Source organism: Bacillus sp. G16 (genome assembly GCF_021282335.1).
GTDB classification, from domain to species: Bacteria; Bacillota; Bacilli; order Bacillales; family Bacillaceae; genus Bacillus; species Bacillus inaquosorum.
Genome location: NZ_JAJSOZ010000008.1, coordinates 64,559 through 88,296, shown reverse-complemented (window position 1 = coordinate 88,296; position 23,738 = coordinate 64,559). Strand labels below are relative to the sequence as shown.

Here is a 23,738-nt window from a genome sequence, read left to right as displayed (position 1 = left end):
ATATGGATTCAGTTTTGAAATTTTTCGCCACAATGTTCATTTGCAAATGACATCATTTTTCAGTAAAATAAAGACATATTATCCATATATCTTTTTTAAAAAAAGAAGAACGGATCTGCAAGACCCGTTCCATCTTATTCGAGGAAATCTTTCAAACGTTTACTTCTGCTAGGATGTCTTAGTTTCCGCAACGCTTTAGCTTCGATTTGTCGAATACGCTCTCTCGTTACTCCAAATACCTTGCCGACCTCTTCTAATGTTCTTGTACGGCCGTCATCAAGACCGAATCGAAGACGCAATACATTTTCTTCACGATCAGTTAACGTATCAAGCACATCTTCCAGCTGCTCTTTTAATAGCTCATATGCGGCGTGGTCTGAAGGTGAAGTTGCTTCTTGGTCTTCAATGAAATCACCAAGATGCGAGTCATCCTCTTCACCAATCGGTGTTTCCAGCGATACCGGCTCTTGTGCAATCTTTAAGATTTCGCGTACTTTTTCAGGTGTTAAATCCATATCTTCCGCAATTTCTTCAGGTGTTGGTTCTCTTCCTAAATCTTGCAGTAATTGACGCTGCACACGGATTAATTTATTAATGGTTTCAACCATATGAACGGGAATCCGGATCGTTCTCGCCTGATCGGCAATGGCGCGAGTAATCGCCTGTCTGATCCACCACGTAGCATACGTACTGAATTTATAACCTTTGCGGTAATCAAATTTTTCAACGGCTTTCATCAGACCCATGTTGCCTTCCTGAATCAGGTCAAGGAACAGCATTCCGCGTCCGACATACCGTTTTGCGATACTGACAACAAGCCGCAGGTTCGCTTCAGCCAATCTGCGTTTAGATTCTTCGTCACCTTCTTCAATCTTCTGAGCGTAGGCGATTTCTTCTTTTGCAGAAAGAAGGTTAACCCGGCCGATTTCCTTTAGATACATACGAACTGGGTCATTGATTTTGACACCAGGCGGTACACTTAGGTCATTAAGGTCAAATTCTTCTTCGGCTTTGGCAAGCTGCTGAATATTAGGATCTTCTGTTTCTTCATTCTCACTAATTAATTCAACACCTTGTTCACCTAAAAATTCATAATACTCATCCATTTGGTCTGATTCAATTTCAAAGCTGGACATACGCTCGGCAATTTCTTCATATGTCAAAACGCCACGTTTTTTACCAGACTCTGTTAATTGCTCTTTTACTTGGTCGAATGTTAATTCTGTCTCGTGGGTTTGTTTATCAGCCATTATGGATCCCTCCTTCCAAAGCTTGCAACGAATTCTATAAGCGGTATGATTCTTATTCGGTCCATTCAGGCGTTTTCTATGTGAACTGCCTTTAACAATGTGCGAATAATGAAATGACAATTCATGATGAGGTCAAGCGATCTATTTGCTCCTCCGCAAGGAATCATTGCCAATAAATGCTTCTCACCAGTTTATCTAGTTATTTTAAAGATCGGTTCAATGTAACGATTTCTTGAGCCAGAGAAGCAGCTCTTAAAAAATCTTTTTGCCTTTCGGCTTCGGCTCTTTCCGCCTCTTTTTCTTTTATCATTGACCAATTTCTGTGATTCAACACTTTTTTTACATAATCTGATAACTCGGCTTCGCTGAGCTCTTGATTGACCTGGAGCATTAAAATATCAGACAAGAGCTGGCTTATATGATCATCCGTCACTCTGGCCATCAGATGCTGAGGCGTCAGCTCGGCTCCCTCCTCATAAAAAGCGTAAAGATAGGCGGCTAATGCGCGATGCTCATCAATATTAAATTGAAAGCCTACCCGGTCAATCACTTTTTTGATGACGCTTCGATCTCGAAGCATGTGGGCGAGTAACAGCCTTTCCGCATTTTCATACGCCGGACGCAGACGTTTTTGCCTTGCTTTTGTCGTCAGATGCGCTCGCCGTGTTTTCGTTTCACCGCCACCATTGTCAGCAGGTTTGTTTTGCTTGCTGAAAACAGTCAGCTGCTCAGTTAAAGACTCCTGTGAAAGCGAAAACTCTGAAGCAAGCTGTTTTACATAGACTTCCTGCTCAAGAGACCCTGAAAGCGTGCTGATTTCTTTCAGTACGTCTTTAATGTAAGCTAAGCGATCGCCTTCATCGGACAGGTTCTTTCCTTTTCGGAAATATTGCATTTTGAACGCCATCACGGTGACACTAGCGTCGATAATGTCGTTTTTAAATTTGTCCCCGCCGAACTTTTTGATGTAATCATCAGGGTCCAATCCGTCAGGAATCATTGCAACTCTGACTTTGCAGCCTTTATTTTGCAGAAGCTCAGAAGCTTTTAAGGTGGCTTCATAACCGGCTTTATCAGAGTCATAGCAAAGAATGATTTCTTCGACATTTCTTCTCAGTATCTTGACATGATCATCTGTCAGAGACGTTCCCATCGTGGCTATGCTCTCTTTTACACCCGAGCTTACGGCCGATATGACATCGGCAAACCCTTCAAATAAGACTGCTCTTTCCTGCTTTCTGATATGAAGGCGGGCCTTATAAAAATTGTAAAGCAGTTTACTTTTATGAAAGAGCGGTGTTTCTGGACTATTCATATACTTAGGCTGCTGGCTGCCAAGAGCCCTGCCTGAGAATGCAATAACAGCCCCGTGATGATCATGGATCGGAAACATGACGCGGTTTCTGAAACGGTCAAAATATCCGCTTCCGTCTTCGCGTCTGATCAGGAGTCCCGCTTTTTCCATTTGCGCCTCACTAAAGCCCCTCTTCACGAGAAATTTCGTGATGAAGTCCCAAGAATCAAGGGCATAGCCGATCTGAAATTCATCAATCAGCTCTTTTGTAAAGCCCCTGGAAAGCAGATAATCCAATGCCTCTTGACCTTCTTTTGTATTTATTAACAAATGATGGTAAAATTTCTTCAGGAGCTCATGAGCCTCAGCCATTTTTTGATCTCCAGAAGATTCTGGCCGAGCTCCGGAATGGACTGTTATATCATCTGGAAAATCAATTTGGTATTTGTCAGCAAGGTGAGAAACAGACTCAGCAAATGAATAGCCTTCCATCTGCCTTAAAAAAGAGAAAACATTGCCGCCCGCTCCGCAGCCAAAGCAATGAAAAATCTGTTTGTCGGGCGATACGGAAAACGAAGGTGTGCTTTCTCCATGAAAAGGACAGAGTCCAAAGTAGTTTCGGCCTTGCTTCTTTAATTGAACATAATCACCTATGACTTCAACGATATCTGCCGACTTTTGTACCTGATCCACAATTTCATCTGGTATCCGATTTCCCATCTTATAACACTCCGTCGTACATTATTCGATGCTTTAGTGCAAAATCCCTTCATCGTTCGACAGGATTTTTTGCAGCAGTGTAATAAATCGTTCTCGATCTTCATTATTCAATTTTTTAGGCCCTTTGGCGTATATGCCTTTTCTCCTTTGTTTGCCTGAAAAATGACGGCTCTCAAGAGCAAAATCAATCGTGTCTTCTTTGTAAAGACGCCCTCTTTCCGACATGACGGAGACATTTCTGTTCAACAGCAGGGATGCTAATCCGATGTCCTGCGTTACAACGATATCTCCCGGTTTTACGTGATTTGCGATATATAAATCAGCAGCTTCTTTATGAGGATCAACATACTTCCATTTTTCTTCCTTGCTTCTGGAAAGCTGATAATGTTCAAATGAAGCGACAAAAAGAACTTGGACTTCATAATCGGATGCTGTTTGTAAAATTTCATCTTTTACCGGACAGGCATCAGCATCGACAAAAATCGTCTTTTCTTGTTCATTAAGAAGAGTAATTCTCCATCCCTCCATTAAACTCCTGCATAAAAGCAAGCAAAATCGCACATCCTTTATCATTGCGGATGTACATAAATTTGTCGAAAAATTTCCGGGAGAAATTCTTGACATCTTACCCATAATAGTTTATTCGTATCACACGAACCTTAAACCTAAAATTAATCATTTTATCACAATTTTTTATTATAATACAAACTTCACAAAGATGCTATTGTTTTTCATTATTCCCTTTTGGCATAGCCAAAAACCCAGGATAGAGCGTCCTGAGTTACATGTTTTTTGTTTTGAGATGATGGATGATATTCGCTGTTTCTTCAACCGCTTTATTTGAAACATCAACAACCTGGCACCCGATCCGATCCACAATCTTTTCGAAATATTCCAGTTCCTCTTTGATTCTGTTGATATTTGCATAGATCGCTTTGTCATTAAGCCCGAGTGATTTTAACCGTTCTTTTCTGATATGATTCAGTTTATCCGGGCTAATCTTTAAGCCGATGCATTTTTTCGGATCAACATTAAAGAGTTCTTCCGGCGGGTCAACCTCGGGAACAATCGGAACATTGGCAACCTTCAGGCGCTTGTGGGCGAGATATTGAGACAGCGGTGTTTTAGACGTTCTTGATACGCCGATCAAAACGATATCAGCTTTTAAAATCCCTCTTGGATCACGTCCATCATCGTATTTAACTGCAAACTCGATGGCCTCCACTTTTTTGAAATAGTCTTCATCAAGCTGTCGCACCCGCCCCGGTTCGTATTTCGCTGTTAAACCGTAGGCTGTTTCCATTTTATCAATTAACGGGCCGATAATATCATAATATAAAACATTTGCTTTTTCCGCTTCGGCAATCAAATATTCTCTGATTTCCGGCACCACAAGTGTAAAACAGATAATGCCGCCGTCTGCCTTTGCAAGTGAAATCACTTCATTGATAGTGCCTATATCTTCAACATAAGGAATTCTTCTTACATGTGTATCGTCCGCTGAACCGTTAAATTGGCTGAGCGCTGCTTTTACTACCAATTCAGCCGTTTCACCGACTGAATCCGATACGACATAGATGATGCGGTTATTCATATTATCCCCCCGTTAGTTTGCGATCTTATAGGATTTCATTTTCAGATAAACTGACAAGTATTTTTGTCATATTCGTTTTTGTCACTCTGCCGATCACTTCAAAGCCTTTATCGGTATCTTTGATGACAGGCAGTGCATCAATTTGTTTTTCTATTAAGTGCTTTGCAATGTCCATCACATAATCCTCGCGCCTGCACACCGTAATATTCGGCATCCTTGTCATAATGATGTGAACAGGGACTGATGTAAGCTCCTGCTGGCCAATGCTCGCTCTCAGCAAGTCTTTTCGTGAAAGCACCCCGACTAAAACAGCATCGCGGTCCACCACAAACAGAGTACCTACATCTTCTAAAAACATGGTGCAAATCGCATCGTACACAGAAACGTTTTCGTGAATCACAACGGGGATAGATTGAAAGTCTTTCACCTGAAGCTTTTTGAGTTTATCTGCCAAAAGCTGTGTGCCGGTTTTTCCAGTGTAGAAATAACCGACTCTCGGGCGCGCCTCGAGGAATCCTGACATGGTGAGTATGGCTAAATCCGGACGCAAGGTTGCCCTGGTTAGGTTCAGCTTTTCTGCAATATGCTCCCCTGTAATCGGCCCGTTTTCTTTTACAATCTGCAAAATATGTTCTTGCCGTTTATTTAGTTCGATCGTACTCACCACCTTTTCACTTCATATCTATGTAAAGAAACAATAATCCATATTATATCGTAAATATCTTGTAATCAAACAAAAAAACTTATAAATGGGGAAAAGACGATTACCGATCACACAGCAACCGCCTTTTCTCTCTTTATTTTACAATAAGGGCATTCATATTCGCAAAGGACTTGATCTCATCCGCCAAGTTTACCATTTGCGCTAGTCGGTTTGCCTTTAATGTCTCGTTATCCGCTATAACCATTGTATGATCGAAGTATGCATCGATCGGTTCTTTTAAGGCTGAAAGTGAAGAAAGGGCCGCCTCGTAATCTTTTTTACTGAAGCTTTCCTGCAGATTTTGCTTCGCTGTTTGATAGGCATCAAACAGTTTTGCTTCGTATTCATTTTCAAATAGATCAGGCTGAATGTCTCCGCGGACTCCTTTTTTGCTGATAGAAATCACTCGGCCTAAAGCTTCCGCTGTTTCCTTAAAGCCCGGCGCACCAAGTTTTTGTTCCAGCACTTGTGCTTTATGCAGGGCTGAGTACGGCTCAAGCTCAGAGCTTTCCAGCACGGCATCGATGACATCGTGTCTGATCTGTTCAGCATTCAAGACATATTTCAGGCGCTGAGTGAAGAAATCCAGCAATTCATTTTCTTTATCGGTTTGTACAAAAGTAAGCAACTCTTCAAACGAAATTCCCCAGTTGCGGTCAAGAAGAATTGCAACGATACCGCTCGCTTGGCGGCGCAGCCCGTAAGGATCCTGAGAACCGGTCGGAATAACACCGATAGAGAAGAATGAAGCGATTGTGTCAAGCTTATCCGCCATTGCTACAACTGCTCCGATGAAAGTAGAAGGCGTTTCTCCGCCTGCTGATCTAGGCATATAGTGTTCGTTGACTGCCGTAGCCACTGCTTCATCTTCACCAAGCATTCTCGCATACTTTTCACCCATAATTCCTTGAAGCTCAGGGAATTCGTATATCATATGAGTGACAAGGTCGAATTTAGAAATTTCAGCAGCTCGCTTCACATGTTTTAATGTATCTTCATCAGCTTGAAGACGAACGGCAAGCTTCTCTGCGATTGAAGTGACTCTTCTAACCTTATCAGCAAGAGAACCAAGATCTTCATGGAAAACAATGTTTTCAAGCTTCTTCACGTTTGCATCAATGTTTAGTTTCTGATCTTCCTTGTAGAAGAATGAAGCATCAGATAAACGCGCGCGCAGCACTTTTTCATTGCCTCGGGCCACATTTTCGATCGCGTGGCTGTTGCCGTTTCGGACTGTGATAAAGTGCGGCAGCAAATCACCGTTCTTGTCTTTGACAGGGAAGTAGCGCTGATGCTCTTTCATTGTCGTGACAAGCACTTCCTCAGGAATTGACAGAAACTCAGATTCAAATGAACCGTAAAGAGCTGTCGGATATTCTACTAAATGATTCACTTCATCAAGAAGGTCTTCGTCAACTGGAATGCTCCAATTGTTTTCTGCAGCCATCGCTTCCAGCTGAGATTGAATCATTCGCTTCCGGACGTTAGGATCAGCAATAACGTGCTGTTCTTTCAGCTGCTCTTCATAAGCTGAAGGTGATTCAATTGACACTTCATGTCCAAGGAAACGGTGTCCCTGTGTTGTTCGTCCAGACTCAACGTTTGTGATCGAAAATGGAATGACATCCTGTCCAAATAAAGCAACAATCCATTTGATTGGCCGGATATAACGCAAATCTTCATTTCCCCAGCGCATGTTCTTCGGGAAATGCAAGCTCGTAACTAAGCCGCTCAGTTCCGGAAGAAGCGATTTCGTTTCTTGGCCGGCTTGGAATTTTTGCACGAATACATACTCTGTGCCTTTCACTTCTTTAATGTACAGGTCTTCCACATTCGCGCCTTGGCCTTTTGAAAAGCCGATCACCGCTTTTGTCCAGTTACCGTCTGCATCAAGAGCAATTTTTTTCGCAGGCCCTTTCGCTTCTTCTTTTATATCAGCCTGTTTTTCTGCTACATCTTTTACAAAGACAGCGAGACGTCTCGGTGTATTGAAGAGCTTTACTTCACCGTGATTAATATTTTTTTCTGTAAGCCAGCCTGTCAGCTTCTCACCAAGCTGAACCATGCTTTCATTCAAAAAGCGCGCCGGCATTTCCTCTAATCCGATCTCTAAAAGTAAATCCTGTTTACTCATGAGAAGAACCCTCCCCTTTAAGCATTGGGAACCCTAGTTTTTCTCGTTCCTCATAATAGGTTTTTGCTACTTTTCTCGCTAAATTCCGCACTCTTGCGATATAGCCTGTCCGTTCGGTAACAGAGATCGCACCTTTGGCATCAAGCAGGTTGAAGGTGTGCGAGCATTTCAGCACATAGTCATATGCAGGGTGAACAAGTCCGTTGTCCATTTGCTTAATCGCTTCTTTTTCATACGTGCTGAACAATTGGAACAGCATATCGACATCTGACGTTTCAAACGTATAAACGGAATGCTCGTATTCCGCCATCATGAATAAATCTTTCACTGTAAAGCCGGACGTCCATTCCAAGTCGAAAACATTTTCTTTATCCTGGATATAAGACGCAAGACGCTCAATTCCGTACGTAATTTCTACAGAAACCGGTTTACATTCAAGTCCTCCGACCTGCTGGAAATACGTAAATTGTGTAATTTCCATTCCGTCAAGCCATACTTCCCAGCCTAGACCCGCGCAGCCTAAAGATGGATTCTCCCAGTTGTCTTCAACAAAGCGGATATCATGCTCAAGCGGATCAATTCCAAGAGCGCGCAATGAATCTAAATACAGCTCTTGAATGTTATCCGGGGATGGTTTAATAATGACCTGAAATTGATGATGCTGATACAGTCTGTTCGGGTTCTCCCCGTATCGGCCGTCAGCAGGGCGTCTGGAAGGCTCTACATAAGCCACTTTCCACGGCTCAGGCCCAATACTGCGCAAAAATGTATACGGGCTCATCGTACCGGCCCCTTTTTCTACATCGTAAGCCTGCATAAGCACACAGCCCTGACTGGACCAATGCTTTTGCAAGGTTAGAATCATGTCTTGAATGTTCATTTCAAGCACCTCCACTTTTCCTTCATAAGATGACTGCGGCAGCAACCAAAAAACTCCCGTCTCTATGCTTGCCAGCCGCAAACATAGGGACGAGAGTTCTCCCGCGGTTCCACCCTAGTTGCTGAGATCAAAATCCCAGCCTCTTTTTTTAAAATTGCTCAAGAATGCCTTTCGTTGCGCGCTCATCCTTAGCTTACACCGCCCTAAGGTCGCTTTCATGAGGTAAACGCAAGTACTTCTTTCTCTCACTGCAACATATTTTATAATAAATGATCATATAAAAAGATGGACCAGATGTCAACTTTTGTTTTCACCCATAAGATGTTTCATGCTTTCCATTTGATCTAAAAAGCGCTTTGATTTTAAATATAACCCTGAATATTCCTCATAATATAAATCAATCACTTGCTTCAATTCAGCTTTTGTTTCCTGTTTTAAGGACACAGTGCCCAGCCTCGACAGATCGAAGTAATAAAACAGCCTCAACAGCCTTGCCGTTTGCGGTTTAATCGGAATCCTGTAAGGATCTTTTTCAAAACAGCGATGGCAAATAAACCCGTTATCACGGACAGAGAAATGAAATGTCCCGTCCTGGCTTTTACAATGCACACAGTGATTCAGCTCAGGATACAGCCCCATGACACCGAGCATCTTCATTTGAACAATGAAGATGATGACATCCGGATCTGTTCCTTCATTCAGCTGTTTAAACGATTCTAAAATGAATTCAAACAAGAAAGGGTTTGGCTTTTTTTCTTCTGTGCCTCTGTCGACTAGCTCAGCAATATACGCAGCATATGCTGTTAAAAACAAATCTTCCCTGATGCCTCTCATGCTGAGGATCATTTCACCCTGCTGAAGCGTTCCGAGGCCCGTTGTTTTTTGCATTAAGAATGAACCATACAAAAAGGGCTGGCTGACTGCTGATAAACGGCTGTTCGGTTTTTTGGCGCCTCTTGCCATAACACCTATTTTTCCGTGTTCTCTTGTCAGTAAAGTAACGATTTTATTCGTCTCTCCGTAATCGTTTGTGCGAAGAACGATTCCTTCACATTTTGTCAGCATTTCCGCACCTTCCTAAAGCAGGAGCGGCCAAGAGGTTTATAAAATTGGATAATCAAATCGGGCTAGCTCATCTTCTAGTTCTTCGGGTCTTTCCATGTTCTCTTTTTCCAGCTCTTTAAAAAGAAGATACGTATCAACATTTCCTGTTTGAGAAAATACGTTCCAGGTAAAATTCAACACAAGAAACCCACCTTTCTGTAGTTAAACTAGCTTACCTAAACTCCAAATTCTTACCTTTATCTTGACCAGATGTCCTCCATTTCATGTTAAACAAAATTTGCTAATGCATCCCTGTTCCTGTGAGATAATGACACAGCAAGAGATTAATATTCGTCCTCTTTGAAGCCAAAATCGCGAAGCTGGGACATTTTATTGCGCCAGTCTTTCTGCACTTTGACCCACAATTCAAGGTAGACACGGGAGCCTAACAATGCTTCAATATCCGCTCTCGCTCTTTTTCCGACCTCTTTCAGCAGACTTCCTTTTTTCCCGATCACAATGCCTTTTTGAGAATCACGTTCGACCACAATCGTTGCCGCTACATGCACAGAACCGTTGTCCTGCCCTTTTATGGATTCGATGGCCACCGCAATGCTGTGCGGGATTTCTTCTCTCGTCAGATGCAGCACCTTTTCTCTGATTAATTCAGAAATGATAAAGCGCTCCGGGTGGTCAGTTACCTGGTCACTTGGATAGAATTGCGGCCCTTCCGGCAAATATGCTTCAATCTGGGCGAGCAATGTTTCGATATTATTTCCTTCTAAAGCAGAAATCGGAACAATTTCCTTAAAAGGATAACGTCCGCGGTATTCGTCAATTAACAGAAGCAATTGATCAGGATGAATTTTGTCAATTTTGTTTACGATTAAAAATACAGGCGTAGACATCTTCTGCAATTTCTCAATGATGAATTCGTCGCCCTTCCCGTAGCCTTCCTCTGCATTGATCATAAACAAGATCAAATCGACTTCTTTTAATGTATTTTGTGCCACTTTCATCATAAAGTCCCCAAGTTTATGCTTAGGCTTATGAATCCCTGGTGTGTCAATAAAAATCGTTTGTGATGTGCCTGTCGTCAGAACTCCTTGCACCTTGTTTCTCGTCGTTTGGGGCTTATCGCTCATGATCGCAATTTTTTGTCCAATGACTCTGTTCAAAAATGTAGACTTTCCTACGTTTGGTCTTCCAATAATGGATACAAATCCTGATTTAAAACTTTCGTTCGTCATGTAAATCCTCCGATGAAAATGCGCCTGGCAATAATTCTTCCACAGTCATTTCTTTTATTTGTCCTTGTAAATTAGTCAGTACGACAATAACGTCCTTTGTGCAAAGCTCAGAAATCACCTGGCGGCAGGCTCCGCACGGAGATACCGGTCCAGGGGTGTCAGCCGCAACGGCCAGCATCTGAAACTCTGTATCCCCTTCAGAAACAGCTTTAAATAAAGCGGTACGCTCAGCGCAATTGCACATGCTGTATGCCGCGTTCTCGATGTTGCAGCCTTTGTACACTTTTCCATCCTTGGTAAGAAGAGCGGCTCCTACTTGAAACTTGGAATACGGCGCATATGCCATATCACGCGCTTTTAAAGCTTCTGTTATTAATTCTTGTTTGTTCATGTGTACATGTTCCTCTCTTACCTTTAATGGTACCGCTATCACTTTATATTTTACATAATCGCGCGCTTTTTTTCACGCCCATTTCTAAAAATGTAAAATAAATGTAAGAATTTTCAGCCATTACAGCTTTGGCAAAAAAATAAGTAAACCAATGATACACGAAATGACAGCAAAAACGCAAACAGCCCCGGCGGCAGCGTCCTTAGCCGCTTTAGCAAGAGGATGATGTTTGTCTGTTATTAAATCAACCGTATGTTCAATGGCTGTATTTAAAAGCTCAAGCGAAAACATTCCGCCGATCAATAGGAAAATAATCGCCCACTCAATCGGGCTGAGCTCCACTAGGGAGCCGCAAATGAGAACAGCGCAGGCAGCCGCGGCATGAAATTGGAAATTTCGCTCCGTCCGCGCTGTTTCCCATATGCCCCGGCCTGCATGCACGAAGCTTTTGAAGAATCGCTTCAGCTCATTTCTATGATCTCTTGAGTCCATAGGCGTCCAGCAAATCCTTTTGCTTAGTAAACATCTCCTCTTCTTCCTCTTTCGTCATATGGTCATATCCTAAAAGATGCAGAAATCCGTGCACGGCAAGAAACCCGAGCTCTCTCTTAAAAGAATGATTATACTCTTCGGCCTGCTCCCTTGTGCGATCTGCACTGATGATAATATCACCTAAAACCGGCGGCATTTCCGCGCCTACGATTTCAACCTCGCCTTCTCCCTCTTCTTCAAGAGCAAATGAGATGACGTCTGTCGGCGCATCCTTTCCGCGATAGTCTTTATTAATCTGCTGTATGTCTTCATTGGTAACAATCGTGACAGAAACTTCAGCCTGATCCTGAACACCTTCACGCTCAGCGGCAAATTGAAGCAGATTTTCTACTTCTTTGAGCATCTCTTCTGAGACACTCCCCGTTTCATCAACGATATCAATCAGTAAACTCATCTATTTCACCTTCTTAGTAGCCTCCGGATATTCGATCCGGGAGTGGAAAATTCCTTTTAATGTTGCACAGAGCGTTTTTGCGATTGTATCAAGCTCTTTAAATGTCAAATCGCATTCGCTAAACTGTCCGTCCTGCAGCTTATCGGATATAATACCCCGGACAAGCTTTTCAATTCGTTCAGGGTTTGGGTTATGCATGGATCTGACGGCCGCTTCAACACTGTCAGCCACTGATATAATCGCGGCTTCCTTTGACTGCGGCTTCGGTCCCGGATAACGGAACTCTTCTTCTGTAATCTGATCGCCTTTTTCCTTCGCTTTATAATAAAAGAACTTTAAAAGCGAGGTTCCATGATGCTGCTCAGCAATGTCGACAAGCTCTTTCGGAAATTTATAGCTTCTTAGCATGTTCGCACCGTCAGTGGTATGCGAAATGATGATATTTTTACTTAGCTGAGGAGACAGCTTGTCATGCGGATTATCAATATTCATTTGGTTCTCAATAAAATATTGCGGCCGCTTTGTTTTTCCGAGATCGTGGTAATACGCGCCGACTCTTGCAAGCAAGCCATTAGCCCCAACCGCCTCACAGGCTGCCTCTGACAAATTGGCGACCATTACACTGTGATGATATGTACCTGGTGTTTCTGTTAGTATTTTACGCAGCAGCGGATGGTTAGGATTAGACAGCTCGATCAGCCTCATAGTGGATAAAATGCCAAAGCCTGTCTCAAAAAACGGCATCAGCCCGATGATCAATACAGACGAAGCAAATCCCGATACAACCCCCATCAGCATTAACGTGCCGATTTCAAGACCCGACAGCGCAGTGTTTTGGATCAATAATAAGGAAAGAACGACAACCATATTGATAAACGCCACGAAAAGCCCTGTCTGCAAAATCTTTGATCTGGCATTGTGTTTTCCTAAAAATAAAACACCTGAAATCCCGCTGATCAAATAATAAATTCCGATGACATAATTAAATGTACCTGTCACACCCTGATTAAACATCATACTTCCGCAAATCGCAAGAATGATACTTCCCAAAATGGCGATGCGTTCATTCATCAGCAGTTTGATTAGAATCGCGCCGGCCGCAATAGGAACAAGATAACCGATATTATTATATTCCATCTTCTGAAATAAACTGACAACCTCCATGATAACAAGCAAAAGCGTTGTGATAATGGAGAAAAGCAGGATGGATTGGTTTTTAACCTTCAGGTTTTGTTTCTGTTTTTCAAAATAATATACAAGTGTTGCAATGAAAAGTCCGATCATAATCAATAGGCCGCTGATCGGCTTAAAGAGATTTGAGTTATTTAACAACCCGGTCAGCTCGAGTTTTCTGTACACTTCCCGATCAATGAGGTCATTTTCTTCCACGAGCACCTGGCCCTGTTTGATCTGAACCTGCTGGACATTGTCTGACGCTTCCTGACGCTTTGCCTCTGTCGCTTTCGGATCGAAGACGTAATTCGGAATAATAGCAAAACGCCCGATTTCTGTCGCTGCTCCCAAGTATTTAGACGGAATAGAATTGCTCTTTAGCTCTTTTTCTACTTTATCCTTTGCATCAGATAGTTTATCCGACGGGATTTCACTGCTCATGACCGTATTCACTGCCGTAATGACCGTATCTCTGACGAAAGAAAAGTCTTCACTGTCTGCTTTCAGCAATGTCTTGATGGAATCCTCTGAAATAGAATCATTCACATCTGACGTCAGTTTGTTCTTTACAGACTTAACCATTGATTTTTCTGACGATGATTTGCTGTCTTCTTCCGCTGATTTTTTCACTTCGCTGATACTGTCGAATATAGATGACACAAGGTCAATCCGATTGTCTGTATATTCTTTTTTCAATGTATATTGATCTTCAACCGCGTCCTCAGCGGCTTGCTTCTTTTCCTCTGTGGCTTTTTGATCTTCCACGGTTGCCGGAGCATAAATGGTCTTGTCGCTGACTGAAAACAGGTCTAAATCAAGTGTTTCCGGCTTAACATGTACAAAGAGCAAAGCAAACATAATGGCAGCCAGCAGAAGATACAGCAGGACATGCATGGAGCGGGCATTTTTAAAGCTGCTCCATTTGTTTGGTCTGCTTTTGGTCTTCCCCTTCTTTTTCAACACAAGAACCTCCTCTTGAAACATCAAGCCCATAAGCAATCATAAAAATGACCCGATAACGCGCGATCGGGTCATTCAGCATTAATTTTGCTTATCGTATGCTTCAATAATTTTCGCAACAAGCGGATGTCTGACCACGTCTGTCTGGTCTAGCTCAATCATAGAAATGCCGTCTATTCCTCTCAGCATCTCCTTCGCTACTGCAAGTCCCGATTTGACGCCTTTCGGCAGATCAATTTGGCTAACGTCACCTGTAATGATCATTTTAGAGCCAAAGCCCAGTCTCGTCAAAAACATTTTCATTTGAGCAGGCGTGGTATTCTGTGCTTCATCAAGTATAACATAAGCATCATCAAGCGTCCGTCCTCTCATATATGCAAGCGGAGCAATTTCAATGATGCCTCTTTCCATCAGACGTTCTGTATGATCTGCCCCAAGCACATCATGAAGAGCGTCATACAGCGGGCGCAAATAAGGATCTACTTTCTCTTTGAGGTCACCTGGCAGAAAACCGAGGCTTTCACCGGCTTCCACGGCAGGTCTTGTTAAAATGATTTTTTTGATATGTCCGTTTTTTAAAGCATGGACTGCTTTTACGACAGCCAGGTACGTTTTCCCGGTTCCCGCCGGACCGATGCCGAATACAAGGTCATTCCGCTTCATGGCGGCCACGTATTCCCGCTGTCCTATCGTTTTTACACGGATTGATTTGCCTTTTGCGTTTTTTGTAATTTCTTCTTCGTACATGCTTTCAAAGTATTCAAGTTCATTCTTCTTTGCCATTTTGACGGCGTAAATCACATCACGTTCAGAGATCTCTATCCCCTTGCGAATTAAAGCGAGGAGCGATCCCAGCAGCTTATCTGCAATCTGAAACGATTCTTCATCGCCTGAAACATAAATCGTTTCGCCGCGCGTAATGATATTTACATTCAGATCTTTCTCCATCAATTTCAAAAAAGAATCTTGGTTCCCGAACAGTGAAAGCGCCTCGTCCGGGCTTTTCAGTTTTTGATTCATCGCAAGTAAATGTTCTGTCATTCTTCAGTCTCCCTGACAATAGGTGTGGTTTGAACGATATCTTCTATAACTTGGTAGAGAATAATCAACTTTACTTTACCATTCTCAACAGTCTGGTGCAAAACTTTTTCACTTTTCACCTCGCCGTTTTCGCCTATTTTATCCTCTACATCCAGTTTACCCATTTTTATGCCTTCTTGAACTGCTTCTTCTTTCGTATATTTTCGCAAAGCTTCTTCACTTTCTCTCGTTTGCTCTTTGATATAGGATATAGGGAGCTTAAATCCGAGAAAATTCAGCGAATGCTTTTCTTGTTCTGTTTTTGGGTGCTTCAATTCCTCTTTTTTAAATGTCATACCCCAGATCGGGATGGCCAAAGAGCCAAAAGAAAGCTTGTGCTTTGTCCTTACTTTGCCCGTATAGACGTTAAATAATGTTTCAAGCGGGACTGTCACTTCAGATTTGTACCAGGTTTCTCCGTAGATTTCTGCTTTTGAGGCGACTTCCTGCTGTTGCTCTTCGCTGCCGATGAGTCCTGAAACAAGTAGCTGTCCCTTTTCCACATGATCGTGGATTGCGGCCATCGGCTGTCCTTTTTGTACAAACATTCTTGTAATGGTTGCTTTCTTTTTGGCGACAATATCGCGCGGGCTTACATACTTTTCTTTTTCGGGCTCATTTTTCTCCACGACTTTCATATGAATGGTCGTCCCCTTCAGATCAACACCGACCCAGGTGATATTGTCTATTCCATTGGTTAACGATTTTTGTATTTTTTCGGGCGACATCATTAAAAACTGCAGACGCCCCTTTTTGACGCCGATTTCATTAAGATGCTGCATCATTTGATGTTCCGTTTCCGGCTTAGCGCCTGTCACATCAATTTTCCACACCATATTGGAAAGCAAAAACAAAAGGATGAAAAACATTGCAAAACCGATCGTAAACCCTATATTCAGCTTTGATTTCAGTAACAGGAAAGGGAATCCCTTCCTATTAATAAATCGGGCTTTACATTTAAATTTTCTTCTCACCCGCCGAAAGGCATGTACATCCTGAAGCTGTATATATAACGATACGGCTTCTTTCTTTTTTTTGACATGAAAGACCGGAATCCCCTGTCTTGTGCATTCATTAAGAAGCCGTTCAATCCCTCTTCCCGTCAATTCAAGCTGGACCTTACCCGAAAAAAAAGACAACCATTTATTTTTCACAACATTTCCCCCTCGGCTTTATGACTCAACATATCGAACGACATCAATCGTACCCTCCAAAAGAATTTCTTCCGGAAGAATCGCCTTGATGACAAAGTTTTTTCCTGATATGATGCACTGGCCCTGCTTCAGCATCAGCCTCACTTCATTCTCACTGAAAAGCAAAAGACCTCTATGGTTTTCTATGTAGATATGAAGTCTGCCAACCATTGTAATCCGCGGCAGATCCATCATAACGTCCGGGGGAATTTCCAATGCTCTTGTCAGCCAAGCTTTCACACGATTCTTTCTTTGCCCCATACAAAAAGAACCCCCTTTCATCTCATATGTATGATTTGAAAGGAGGTTCTAACACTTTAATTTTTACGGGCCGAGCGCATCGTATGGTGAGGTTTTTTCGCCCTTGGAGGCCCGAATACCTCTCCTAAGACGATCCCCTGTACCACAGTGTCTTTATTAACCTGGAGCATTTTTTGTTTTGTGTATACTGCTTTTTGTTTACCTGCAGTAAGATCACGTTCCAGCCCTTTCAGGTTTCTTTCTGTTTCCCTGCGTCTTTCTTCCGCTTCCCGTCTTACCTGTTCCATGCGGTTAGGAATAGGGGCAGATACTTCTTCTGCCTGCTTCTTTTGAGGAGAAGCAGTTTGCATCTGCTGAGGCTTTTTTCTGTTTTGGCTACTTTTCTTTTCTTCTTTGTTCTTTTTGCCGAAAATCGCAGAAATGATTCCGATAATCGCTGCAATAATAAGCGGATTGGTCAGTATATCTTCCATCAGAGTTCTCCCTTCTTAGAGAGATTATGATTTGCGGTCTTCATCAGACGAATCTTTCGTCAGCTTGCCGAATGAATCACGCATTTCTGTGTCAGCATCGATGTTTTTGATATTCATGTAGTCCATGACGCCAATATTCCCTTCACGTAAAGCTTCTGCCATCGCAAGCGGTACTTCCGCTTCGGCTTCTACCACTTTCGCGCGCATTTCTTCTACGCGGGCGCGCATTTCCTGTTCCTGAGCGACAGCCATCGCACGGCGTTCTTCCGCTTTTGCTTGCGCGATGTTTTTATCAGCCTCAGCCTGATCGGTTTGTAAGATCGCACCGATATTTTTACCGATGTCAACATCAGCAATATCAATCGAGAGAATTTCAAACGCAGTTCCTGAGTCCAATCCCTTTCCAAGGACTGTCTGAGAAATCATATCAGGGTTTTCAAGCACTTTTTTATGATTATCTGATGAACCGATTGTAGAGACAATCCCTTCGCCGACACGGGCTACAATGGTTTCTTCCCCTGCTCCCCCGACGAGGCGTTCGATATTCGCTCTTACTGTGATTCTCGCTTTCGCTTTCATTTCAATCCCGTCCATGGCAACACCGGCAATAAATGGTGTTTCAATCACCTTAGGGTTAACACTCATCTGCACGGCTTCCAATACGTCACGGCCGGCAAGATCAATAGCAGCACAGCGTTCGAATGTGAGTTCAATGTTGGCTCGCTGAGCAGCGATCAGGGCATTGACAACTCTGTCAACGTTTCCTCCTGCAAGATAGTGGCTTTCAAGCTGATTGGTAGCAACATTAAGCCCAGCCTTATGCGCTTTAATCAATGGGTTCACAACTCGGTTTGGTATAACGCGGCGAAGCCTCATCCCTACAAGAGTGAAAATACTGATTCTCACTCCGGCTGCTAACGCTGAAATCCAAAGCATCACAGGCACAAATGTAAAAAATACAGCTAAAACAATGATTCCTACTACGATAATAGCCAGAATCATGAGTGTTGATGGATCCATATCTATTCTCCTCGTTTCTGTTTAAATTTCTCGCACGACAATGCGTGAGCCTTCTACTTTAATCACTTTTACTTTCTTATCTTTTTCTGTAAACGATCCCTCTGAAACGACGTCAAGACGTTCATCATCAATAATGACGGTACCGGCGGGACGCAGCGGTGTAAAGGTTACACCCACTTTGCCCATTAAGTCCGTGCGTGTTTGATTTGATACGTAGCCGCTCTCCGTATTTGTAGAATCATTTAATATCAATTTCTTAAAGAATTTCATACGCTTTCCCAACACCCTTGTCAGTAAAATGAAAGCTGTAATAGAAACAGCTGAGGCGATCAAGAGAGAAACCGCCATGACAGTGAAGCTTCCCGCGGCTAAAAACAGGCTCGCAATAATCGCTCCTAAGCCCAGTAATCCAATGATTCCCCCGGGAAGGAAAATCTCAAGCAGGATGAGGATCACCCCTGCTATAAAGAGGAGAACCGTTTCGTATCCTGCAAGGCCGGCTGCGAGATGCCCGTAAAAGAACAGCAGCAAAGCAATGAATCCAATCGTTCCAGGTATGCCGACACCCGGGGAAAAAAGCTCCACCGTCAGACCTAAAAAAGCGATTGTCAGCAGAATAGGAACAATGACCGGGTTCGTCAGCCATCTTGCTGTCTTTTCCGCTAAGCTTTCCTTTGCATAGCTGATGTGTGCTTTTTCAAACCCAAGCTTCTTTACGAGCACGGATAAATTGTCAGCATTGCCTTCTGAATAGCCAACATCAATCGCCTTATCAGCATTAAGTGTCAGCAGATCACCCTTCGGCGCGCCGACTTCCTTGGCATCTATATCCGGGTCAGCCATTGCGAGCGCATATTTTGGATCGCGATTATTTTTCACTGCGGCATCTTCCATCTCTGCAAGCCAAAGCGATTCAGCTTTTTGGTCAGCGGCATTGCCTTTACCGTCAATAATCGCGGCCGCTCCCATTTTTCCGCCGGGCGCCATATAAATGTTATCGGCTTGCAGGGCAATATATGCACCAGCTGACAACGCGCGTTTGTTTACATATGCAGTTACAGGGATCTCGCTTTCGGTTATCAAATCCGCTATATCAATAGCTGATTTGACCAATCCTCCCGGCGTATTGATATCAAGAATAATATGATCTGCATGGGCTTCTTTTGCATCCTGTAATGAACGGGACAAAAACGAGGCGAGACCCTGTTCGACATTTTTTTCAATCGGGATCACATAAACCGTTTGTTTTTCTGCTTTTGCGTTCAGCTGTACGCCTAATAAAGAAAGTAAAAATATGCTCAATAGAGCAACACGGAATCCTTTGATGTGAAGCAAGGGCGGTGTATCCCTCCTTCCTTTAATAATAAGTGCCTTCTCTTCATACGTAACAAATGTATCAAAGGTTTCATTTTTTTATGTATAAAAAAAGACATCTCTCTTAGAAAGATGTCCTTTTCTTTGCCATTTAAGACAGTTGACTGCTCACAAGTTTATTAATTAAACTTCCGTCAGCTTTACCTTTTACTTTAGGCATAATTGCCCCCATCACTTTGCCCATGTCCGCTTTTGAGCTCGCACCGACCTCCGCGATGGTTTCATTTACGATTGTACGCAGCTCTTCTTCTGACAGCTGCTCAGGTAAATAAACTTCTAAAATGTCCAGCTCTTTTTGAACTTTATCTACTAAATCTAAACGATTAGCGTTTGAAAATTCCTGGAGGGAGTCTTTACGTTGCTTAAGTTCACGAGAAAGGACAGTGAGTTCCTCATCCTCGGTCAAACTGTCTTTCTTAAGCTTAATTGCTTCATTTTGAAGTGAAGCCTTAACCATTCGAACGACAGTCAGTTTGTCTTTCTCACGGTTTTTCATATATAGCTTCATATCCTGGTTAAGACGCTCAAGAAGACTCATAAATCCACCCTCTTTTAGAATTTGCGTTTTCTAGCAGCTTCAGACTTTTTCTTGCGCTTTACGCTAGGTTTTTCATAAAATTCACGCTTTCTTGCTTCTTGCAAAGTACCTGTCTTTGATACACTGCGTTTGAAGCGACGAAGAGCATCTTCAAGCGATTCGTTTTTTCTAACGACCGTTTTTGACATTCTCTTTCCCTCCCTCCGAATACACCAATCGACTACCTTTAAGTTACACATATAAACATGTACTTTGACATTATAATATAAGCCATCAGTCAGGTCAACTAAGTGAGTTCACTTTTCCGTCATGAGCGCGACTGCCTGTCTATATAATGATGGAAAGGGGTTGGTGAATAAGATGGTGATTCTGATCAGTTTTACTGCTCTTATATTATTCTTTCTCGCAGGCATGAACATGCTTCGAAAAGGCTTAATTTCAATGGCGTACTCAAAAATTGAAGAACGTTTGCTTTTATTTACGAACCATCCGTTAAAAGCGTTTCTTATCAGTATTGTATTTACGGGGATTCTTCAGAGCAGTTCAGCCTTTATGGTTATTGTCATTGGCTTTGTAAGTGCAGGCGTTCTTTCTTTTAAGAGAACGATACCGATGATTCTAGGAACAAATGTCGGGTCGACCTTTACAACTGAATTTATTGCCATCAAAATGGATGTGTTGATTTGGATTCTTTTGATAGGCGGTTTATTGTTTTTTCTGACTGGCAGGTATCCCTTAAGACAGCTGGGAACAAGCTTCCTCGGACTGGGCATCATCTTTTTTTGCATCAGCGGGTTTAGCCACCTTGCAGGACCGCTTACAAAGCTGAAAACGGGAGCCAACGTTCTATACCACGTTAACGACTCAAACTGGTCCGCTTTGCTCATCGGTATGGTGTTAACTGCCATCATTCACTCAAGCTCCGTCTGCATCGGCATTTTGATGAGCTTTATGAATGAAGGCATTATCGGACTGACACAGGCGATGAGCGTCGTACTCGGGTCAAATATCGGGACATGCATTACAGCTGTCATGGCTGCTGTATCCGGCGGATATGCAGCGAAACAGACAGCGTATGCCCATGTGGTATTTAACGTGCTGGGCGTGGCTATTGTTTTTCCTTTTCTGACAGCAGCGACCGGCTTTGTAGAACAGTTATCACCTGATCCCGCACAAAGGATCGCGCATTTCAGCCTTTTATTTAATGTGGTAACAGCTCTTTTATTTCTTCCGCTTACAAACTTGTTTTACCGCTTGATTCACTTCCTTATTCCAGCTAAATAAAAAACCAGTGCATGTAAATGCACCAGTTTTTAAATTAAGAAGACAAACGCATATGTTCAGTTATTTCGTCCTCAACAACACGGACAAATTGCCCTTCGTTGTATGGATAACCTGCTTTTTTGATTTTGACCTTCACGATTTTGCCGATCATATCTTCCGTTCCTTTGAAAACAACCTTCATATAGTTGTCTGTGTAACCGACAAACATGTTCTCTTCTTCTGTTTCCTTATACGCTTCCTCAGGGATAATCTCAAGCACTTCATTTTCATACTGAGAAGCGTATTCCTTCGCAAGTTGATCAGAAAGAGCAATCAGGCGGTGTACACGTTCATTTTTCACGTTTTCATCCACTTGGTCTTCCATTCGCGCAGCTGGCGTTCCTGTGCGCTTACTGTAAGGGAAAACATGCAGTTCAGAGAATTTATGTTCTTTAATAAAGTTATAGGTTTCCATAAATTCTTCTTCTGTTTCGCCAGGGAACCCTACAATAACGTCAGAAGTTACAGCTAAGCCTGGCAATGCTTTTTTCAATTTGTTTAAACGGTCTGCAAAAAACTCCATCGTATATTTACGTCTCATCCGTTTAAGCACTGTGTTTGATCCGGATTGGATAGGAATATGCAAATGATTCACAATCTTATCTGAGCGGTCTAAGACCTCGATCACTTCGTCTGTGATCTGGCTAGCCTCGATCGAAGAAATTCTGATCCTTTTAACGCCTTCAACACGAGTGTCTAATTCTCTCAAGAGTTTAGCGAAGTTGTAATCTTTCATATCTTCGCCGTAGCCGCCTGTATGAATACCGGTTAGAACAATTTCTTTATATCCGGCATCGACAAGCTGCTGCGCCTGTTTAATGACTTCTTCAGGATCGCGGGAGCGAAGCAGGCCGCGGGCCCACGGAATGATACAGAATGTGCAGAAATTATTGCAGCCTTCCTGTATTTTCAATGACGCTCTTGTCCGGTCCGTGAAAGCAGGTACATCAAGCTCCTCATACACTCTTGCTTTCATGATATTGCTGACACCGTTAATCGGCTGGCGTTCTTCTCGGTATTGGTCGATGTAGCCGAGCATTTTTTCCCGGTCCTGTGTTCCGACTACAATATCGACACCAGGGATCGCCATAATCTCAGCAGGCGAGGTTTGCGCATAGCAGCCTGTGACACAGATGACACCGTCAGGATTTTGACGAATGGCGCGTCTGATCACTTGGCGGCTTTTTTTATCTCCCGTATTTGTTACCGTACATGTATTAATGACATATACATCAGCTGTTTGTTCAAAGTCTCTTCTTTCATAGCCCGCTTCTTTGAAAAGCTGCCAGATTGCTTCTGTTTCATAATGGTTGACTTTACAGCCAAGCGTATGGAAAGCAACAGTTGCCATTATTGATCACCTCTTAATAACTCTGTTTGATAAGAAATCGCACTCAACGCGTATAGCGGAGCGGTTTCTGTCCTTAAAATTCTCGGTCCAAGGCCGCACGGTACACCGTCTTTCTCTGTGAGCCGTTCAACCTCCGCTTCTGTTAAACCGCCTTCGGGACCAAAAACGATCAAAAGGGATGATCCTTTCGGAAGGCTGCTTACAACCGCGCTGAATGCGCTTATTTCCCCTTGCTTCGATGACTCCTCGTATGCAACGACACATTTATCGAAATCCTGCATCCTTTGAAGAAGCTGCTGAAAAGAATGGACATCCATCACTTGCGGCACTTCGTTACGGTACGATTGTTCAGCCGCTTCCTTCGCGATTTTCGTCCATCTTTCCCGCTTTTTCTTTGCCTTTTTATCATCCAGCTTAACAACTGAACGAGCGGCTTGGAAAGGAATAAAGGCATGAGCTCCGAGCTCAGTCCCCTTTTGGATAATCCATTCAAGCTTATCTCCTTTCGGGAGGCCGCTCGCAATATAAACCTTTATCGGAAGCTCTCTGTTTTCATTCGTCCATTCTACCACAAGACAGGACACATTATCTTTGGAAACAGATTGTAACTCACATTTTGCCTCGAAGCCGTCCTGAGAGCAGCAGATAATCAGATCTCCCTCATTCATTCTCATAACGTTCACAATATGATGAACATCTTCGCCGGTAATCGAAAAAGCCGGCGCTTCCTCCATTTGCTGCTTCGTGAGCTCGATAAAATATCGTTGCATACGCTGTGACACCTAC

25 protein-coding genes and 1 other annotated feature are annotated in these 23,738 nt (G+C 42.9%); of the genes, 1 reads left to right on the top strand and 24 read right to left on the bottom strand.

Annotation, left to right across the window (positions count from 1 at the left end):
- Nucleotides 1-134 precede the first annotated feature (134 nt).
- The 22 genes from rpoD to rpsU all read right to left on the bottom strand — a co-directional run bounded on the left by rpoD (nucleotide 135) and on the right by rpsU (nucleotide 20,466).
- Nucleotides 135-1,250, bottom strand: a complete 1,116-nt coding sequence (gene rpoD / locus LWH95_RS12305; RefSeq protein ID WP_003226225.1) for an RNA polymerase sigma factor RpoD — start codon at nucleotides 1,248-1,250, stop codon at nucleotides 135-137.
- A 199-nt stretch (nucleotides 1,251-1,449) separates the two neighbouring features.
- Nucleotides 1,450-3,264: a DNA primase gene (gene dnaG, locus LWH95_RS12300; RefSeq protein ID WP_003237053.1), complete on the bottom strand. Its 1,815-nt coding sequence runs from the start codon at nucleotides 3,262-3,264 to the stop codon at nucleotides 1,450-1,452.
- Between the two features lie 33 nt (nucleotides 3,265-3,297).
- The gene (locus LWH95_RS12295) at nucleotides 3,298-3,792 is read right to left on the bottom strand and encodes a YaiI/YqxD family protein (protein ID WP_003237054.1); all 495 of its coding nucleotides are present in this window, start codon (nucleotides 3,790-3,792) and stop codon (nucleotides 3,298-3,300) included.
- A gap of 253 nt (nucleotides 3,793-4,045) precedes the next feature.
- Complete coding sequence (locus tag LWH95_RS12290; RefSeq protein WP_003237056.1) at nucleotides 4,046-4,858, bottom strand: pyruvate, water dikinase regulatory protein; 813 nt, start codon at nucleotides 4,856-4,858, stop codon at nucleotides 4,046-4,048.
- Between the two features lie 25 nt (nucleotides 4,859-4,883).
- A complete protein-coding gene (gene ccpN / locus LWH95_RS12285) occupies nucleotides 4,884-5,522 on the bottom strand; it encodes a transcriptional regulator CcpN (RefSeq protein WP_003237058.1) in 639 nt (212 codons plus the stop codon).
- 133 nt (nucleotides 5,523-5,655) lie between these two features.
- Nucleotides 5,656-7,695, bottom strand: a complete 2,040-nt coding sequence (gene glyS, locus LWH95_RS12280) for a glycine--tRNA ligase subunit beta (RefSeq protein ID WP_232919683.1) — start codon at nucleotides 7,693-7,695, stop codon at nucleotides 5,656-5,658.
- Nucleotides 7,688-8,575 (bottom strand): glycine--tRNA ligase subunit alpha, encoded by an 888-nt coding sequence (glyQ, locus tag LWH95_RS12275; RefSeq protein ID WP_003226213.1) that lies wholly within the window; start codon nucleotides 8,573-8,575, stop codon nucleotides 7,688-7,690. Before glyQ ends, glyS begins: the two co-directional genes overlap by 8 nt.
- 82 nt (nucleotides 8,576-8,657) lie before the next feature.
- Nucleotides 8,658-8,833 (bottom strand) — a binding site (T-box leader).
- 39 nt (nucleotides 8,834-8,872) lie between these two features.
- Nucleotides 8,873-9,640 (bottom strand): DNA repair protein RecO, encoded by a 768-nt coding sequence (gene recO, locus LWH95_RS12270; RefSeq protein ID WP_133486911.1) that lies wholly within the window; start codon nucleotides 9,638-9,640, stop codon nucleotides 8,873-8,875.
- A 36-nt stretch (nucleotides 9,641-9,676) separates the two neighbouring features.
- Nucleotides 9,677-9,820 (bottom strand): YqzL family protein, encoded by a 144-nt coding sequence (locus LWH95_RS12265; protein WP_003230053.1) that lies wholly within the window; start codon nucleotides 9,818-9,820, stop codon nucleotides 9,677-9,679.
- Nucleotides 9,821-9,963: 143 nt separating this feature from the next.
- Entirely contained in the window at nucleotides 9,964-10,869 is a 906-nt protein-coding gene (gene era / locus LWH95_RS12260; RefSeq protein ID WP_003226207.1) for a GTPase Era, read from the bottom strand.
- Complete coding sequence (locus LWH95_RS12255; protein WP_003237067.1) at nucleotides 10,850-11,260, bottom strand: cytidine deaminase; 411 nt, start codon at nucleotides 11,258-11,260, stop codon at nucleotides 10,850-10,852. Before LWH95_RS12255 ends, era begins: the two co-directional genes overlap by 20 nt.
- Nucleotides 11,261-11,380: 120 nt before the next feature.
- Entirely contained in the window at nucleotides 11,381-11,752 is a 372-nt protein-coding gene (locus LWH95_RS12250; protein ID WP_232919682.1) for a diacylglycerol kinase family protein, read from the bottom strand.
- Entirely contained in the window at nucleotides 11,733-12,206 is a 474-nt protein-coding gene (ybeY, locus tag LWH95_RS12245; protein WP_003237071.1) for an rRNA maturation RNase YbeY, read from the bottom strand. Before ybeY ends, LWH95_RS12250 begins: the two co-directional genes overlap by 20 nt.
- On the bottom strand, nucleotides 12,207-14,342 hold the full coding sequence (gene pgpH / locus LWH95_RS12240) for a cyclic-di-AMP phosphodiesterase PgpH (RefSeq protein WP_232919681.1): 2,136 nt from the start codon (nucleotides 14,340-14,342) through the stop codon (nucleotides 12,207-12,209).
- A gap of 78 nt (nucleotides 14,343-14,420) precedes the next feature.
- Nucleotides 14,421-15,380: a PhoH family protein gene (locus LWH95_RS12235; RefSeq protein WP_060399048.1), complete on the bottom strand. Its 960-nt coding sequence runs from the start codon at nucleotides 15,378-15,380 to the stop codon at nucleotides 14,421-14,423.
- The gene (yqfD, locus tag LWH95_RS12230; protein ID WP_019258924.1) at nucleotides 15,377-16,573 is read right to left on the bottom strand and encodes a sporulation protein YqfD; all 1,197 of its coding nucleotides are present in this window, start codon (nucleotides 16,571-16,573) and stop codon (nucleotides 15,377-15,379) included. Before yqfD ends, LWH95_RS12235 begins: the two co-directional genes overlap by 4 nt.
- Before the next feature lie 18 nt (nucleotides 16,574-16,591).
- On the bottom strand, nucleotides 16,592-16,873 hold the full coding sequence (gene yqfC / locus LWH95_RS12225) for a sporulation protein YqfC (RefSeq protein WP_003237082.1): 282 nt from the start codon (nucleotides 16,871-16,873) through the stop codon (nucleotides 16,592-16,594).
- Between the two features lie 56 nt (nucleotides 16,874-16,929).
- Complete coding sequence (locus tag LWH95_RS12220) at nucleotides 16,930-17,346, bottom strand: hypothetical protein (RefSeq protein WP_232919680.1); 417 nt, start codon at nucleotides 17,344-17,346, stop codon at nucleotides 16,930-16,932.
- Nucleotides 17,347-17,370: 24 nt separating this feature from the next.
- Nucleotides 17,371-18,366 carry a flotillin-like protein FloA gene (gene floA / locus LWH95_RS12215; protein ID WP_232919679.1) on the bottom strand — a complete coding sequence of 332 codons (996 nt, stop codon included), beginning with the start codon at nucleotides 18,364-18,366 and terminating at the stop codon, nucleotides 17,371-17,373.
- 21 nt (nucleotides 18,367-18,387) lie between these two features.
- On the bottom strand, nucleotides 18,388-19,701 hold the full coding sequence (locus tag LWH95_RS12210; RefSeq protein WP_232919678.1) for an NfeD family protein: 1,314 nt from the start codon (nucleotides 19,699-19,701) through the stop codon (nucleotides 18,388-18,390).
- Between the two features lie 130 nt (nucleotides 19,702-19,831).
- Nucleotides 19,832-20,278 (bottom strand): GatB/YqeY domain-containing protein, encoded by a 447-nt coding sequence (locus LWH95_RS12205; RefSeq protein ID WP_003230022.1) that lies wholly within the window; start codon nucleotides 20,276-20,278, stop codon nucleotides 19,832-19,834.
- Nucleotides 20,279-20,292: 14 nt separating this feature from the next.
- The gene (gene rpsU / locus LWH95_RS12200) at nucleotides 20,293-20,466 is read right to left on the bottom strand and encodes a 30S ribosomal protein S21 (RefSeq protein ID WP_003152957.1); all 174 of its coding nucleotides are present in this window, start codon (nucleotides 20,464-20,466) and stop codon (nucleotides 20,293-20,295) included.
- A 172-nt stretch (nucleotides 20,467-20,638) separates the two neighbouring features.
- On the opposite strand from rpsU, the gene LWH95_RS12195 reads away from it, so the two are divergent.
- Nucleotides 20,639-21,562 carry a Na/Pi symporter gene (locus LWH95_RS12195; protein WP_232919721.1) on the top strand — a complete coding sequence of 308 codons (924 nt, stop codon included), beginning with the start codon at nucleotides 20,639-20,641 and terminating at the stop codon, nucleotides 21,560-21,562.
- Nucleotides 21,563-21,596: 34 nt separating this feature from the next.
- Here the strand turns inward: LWH95_RS12195 and mtaB are convergent, their stop codons facing one another.
- Together mtaB and LWH95_RS12185 are read right to left on the bottom strand one after the other, a co-directional pair.
- Complete coding sequence (gene mtaB / locus LWH95_RS12190) at nucleotides 21,597-22,952, bottom strand: tRNA (N(6)-L-threonylcarbamoyladenosine(37)-C(2))-methylthiotransferase MtaB (RefSeq protein WP_232919677.1); 1,356 nt, start codon at nucleotides 22,950-22,952, stop codon at nucleotides 21,597-21,599.
- A complete protein-coding gene (locus tag LWH95_RS12185) occupies nucleotides 22,952-23,722 on the bottom strand; it encodes a 16S rRNA (uracil(1498)-N(3))-methyltransferase (protein ID WP_232919676.1) in 771 nt (256 codons plus the stop codon). The genes mtaB and LWH95_RS12185 overlap by 1 nt, the downstream gene beginning before the upstream one ends.
- Between the last annotated feature and the right edge of the window lie 16 nt (nucleotides 23,723-23,738).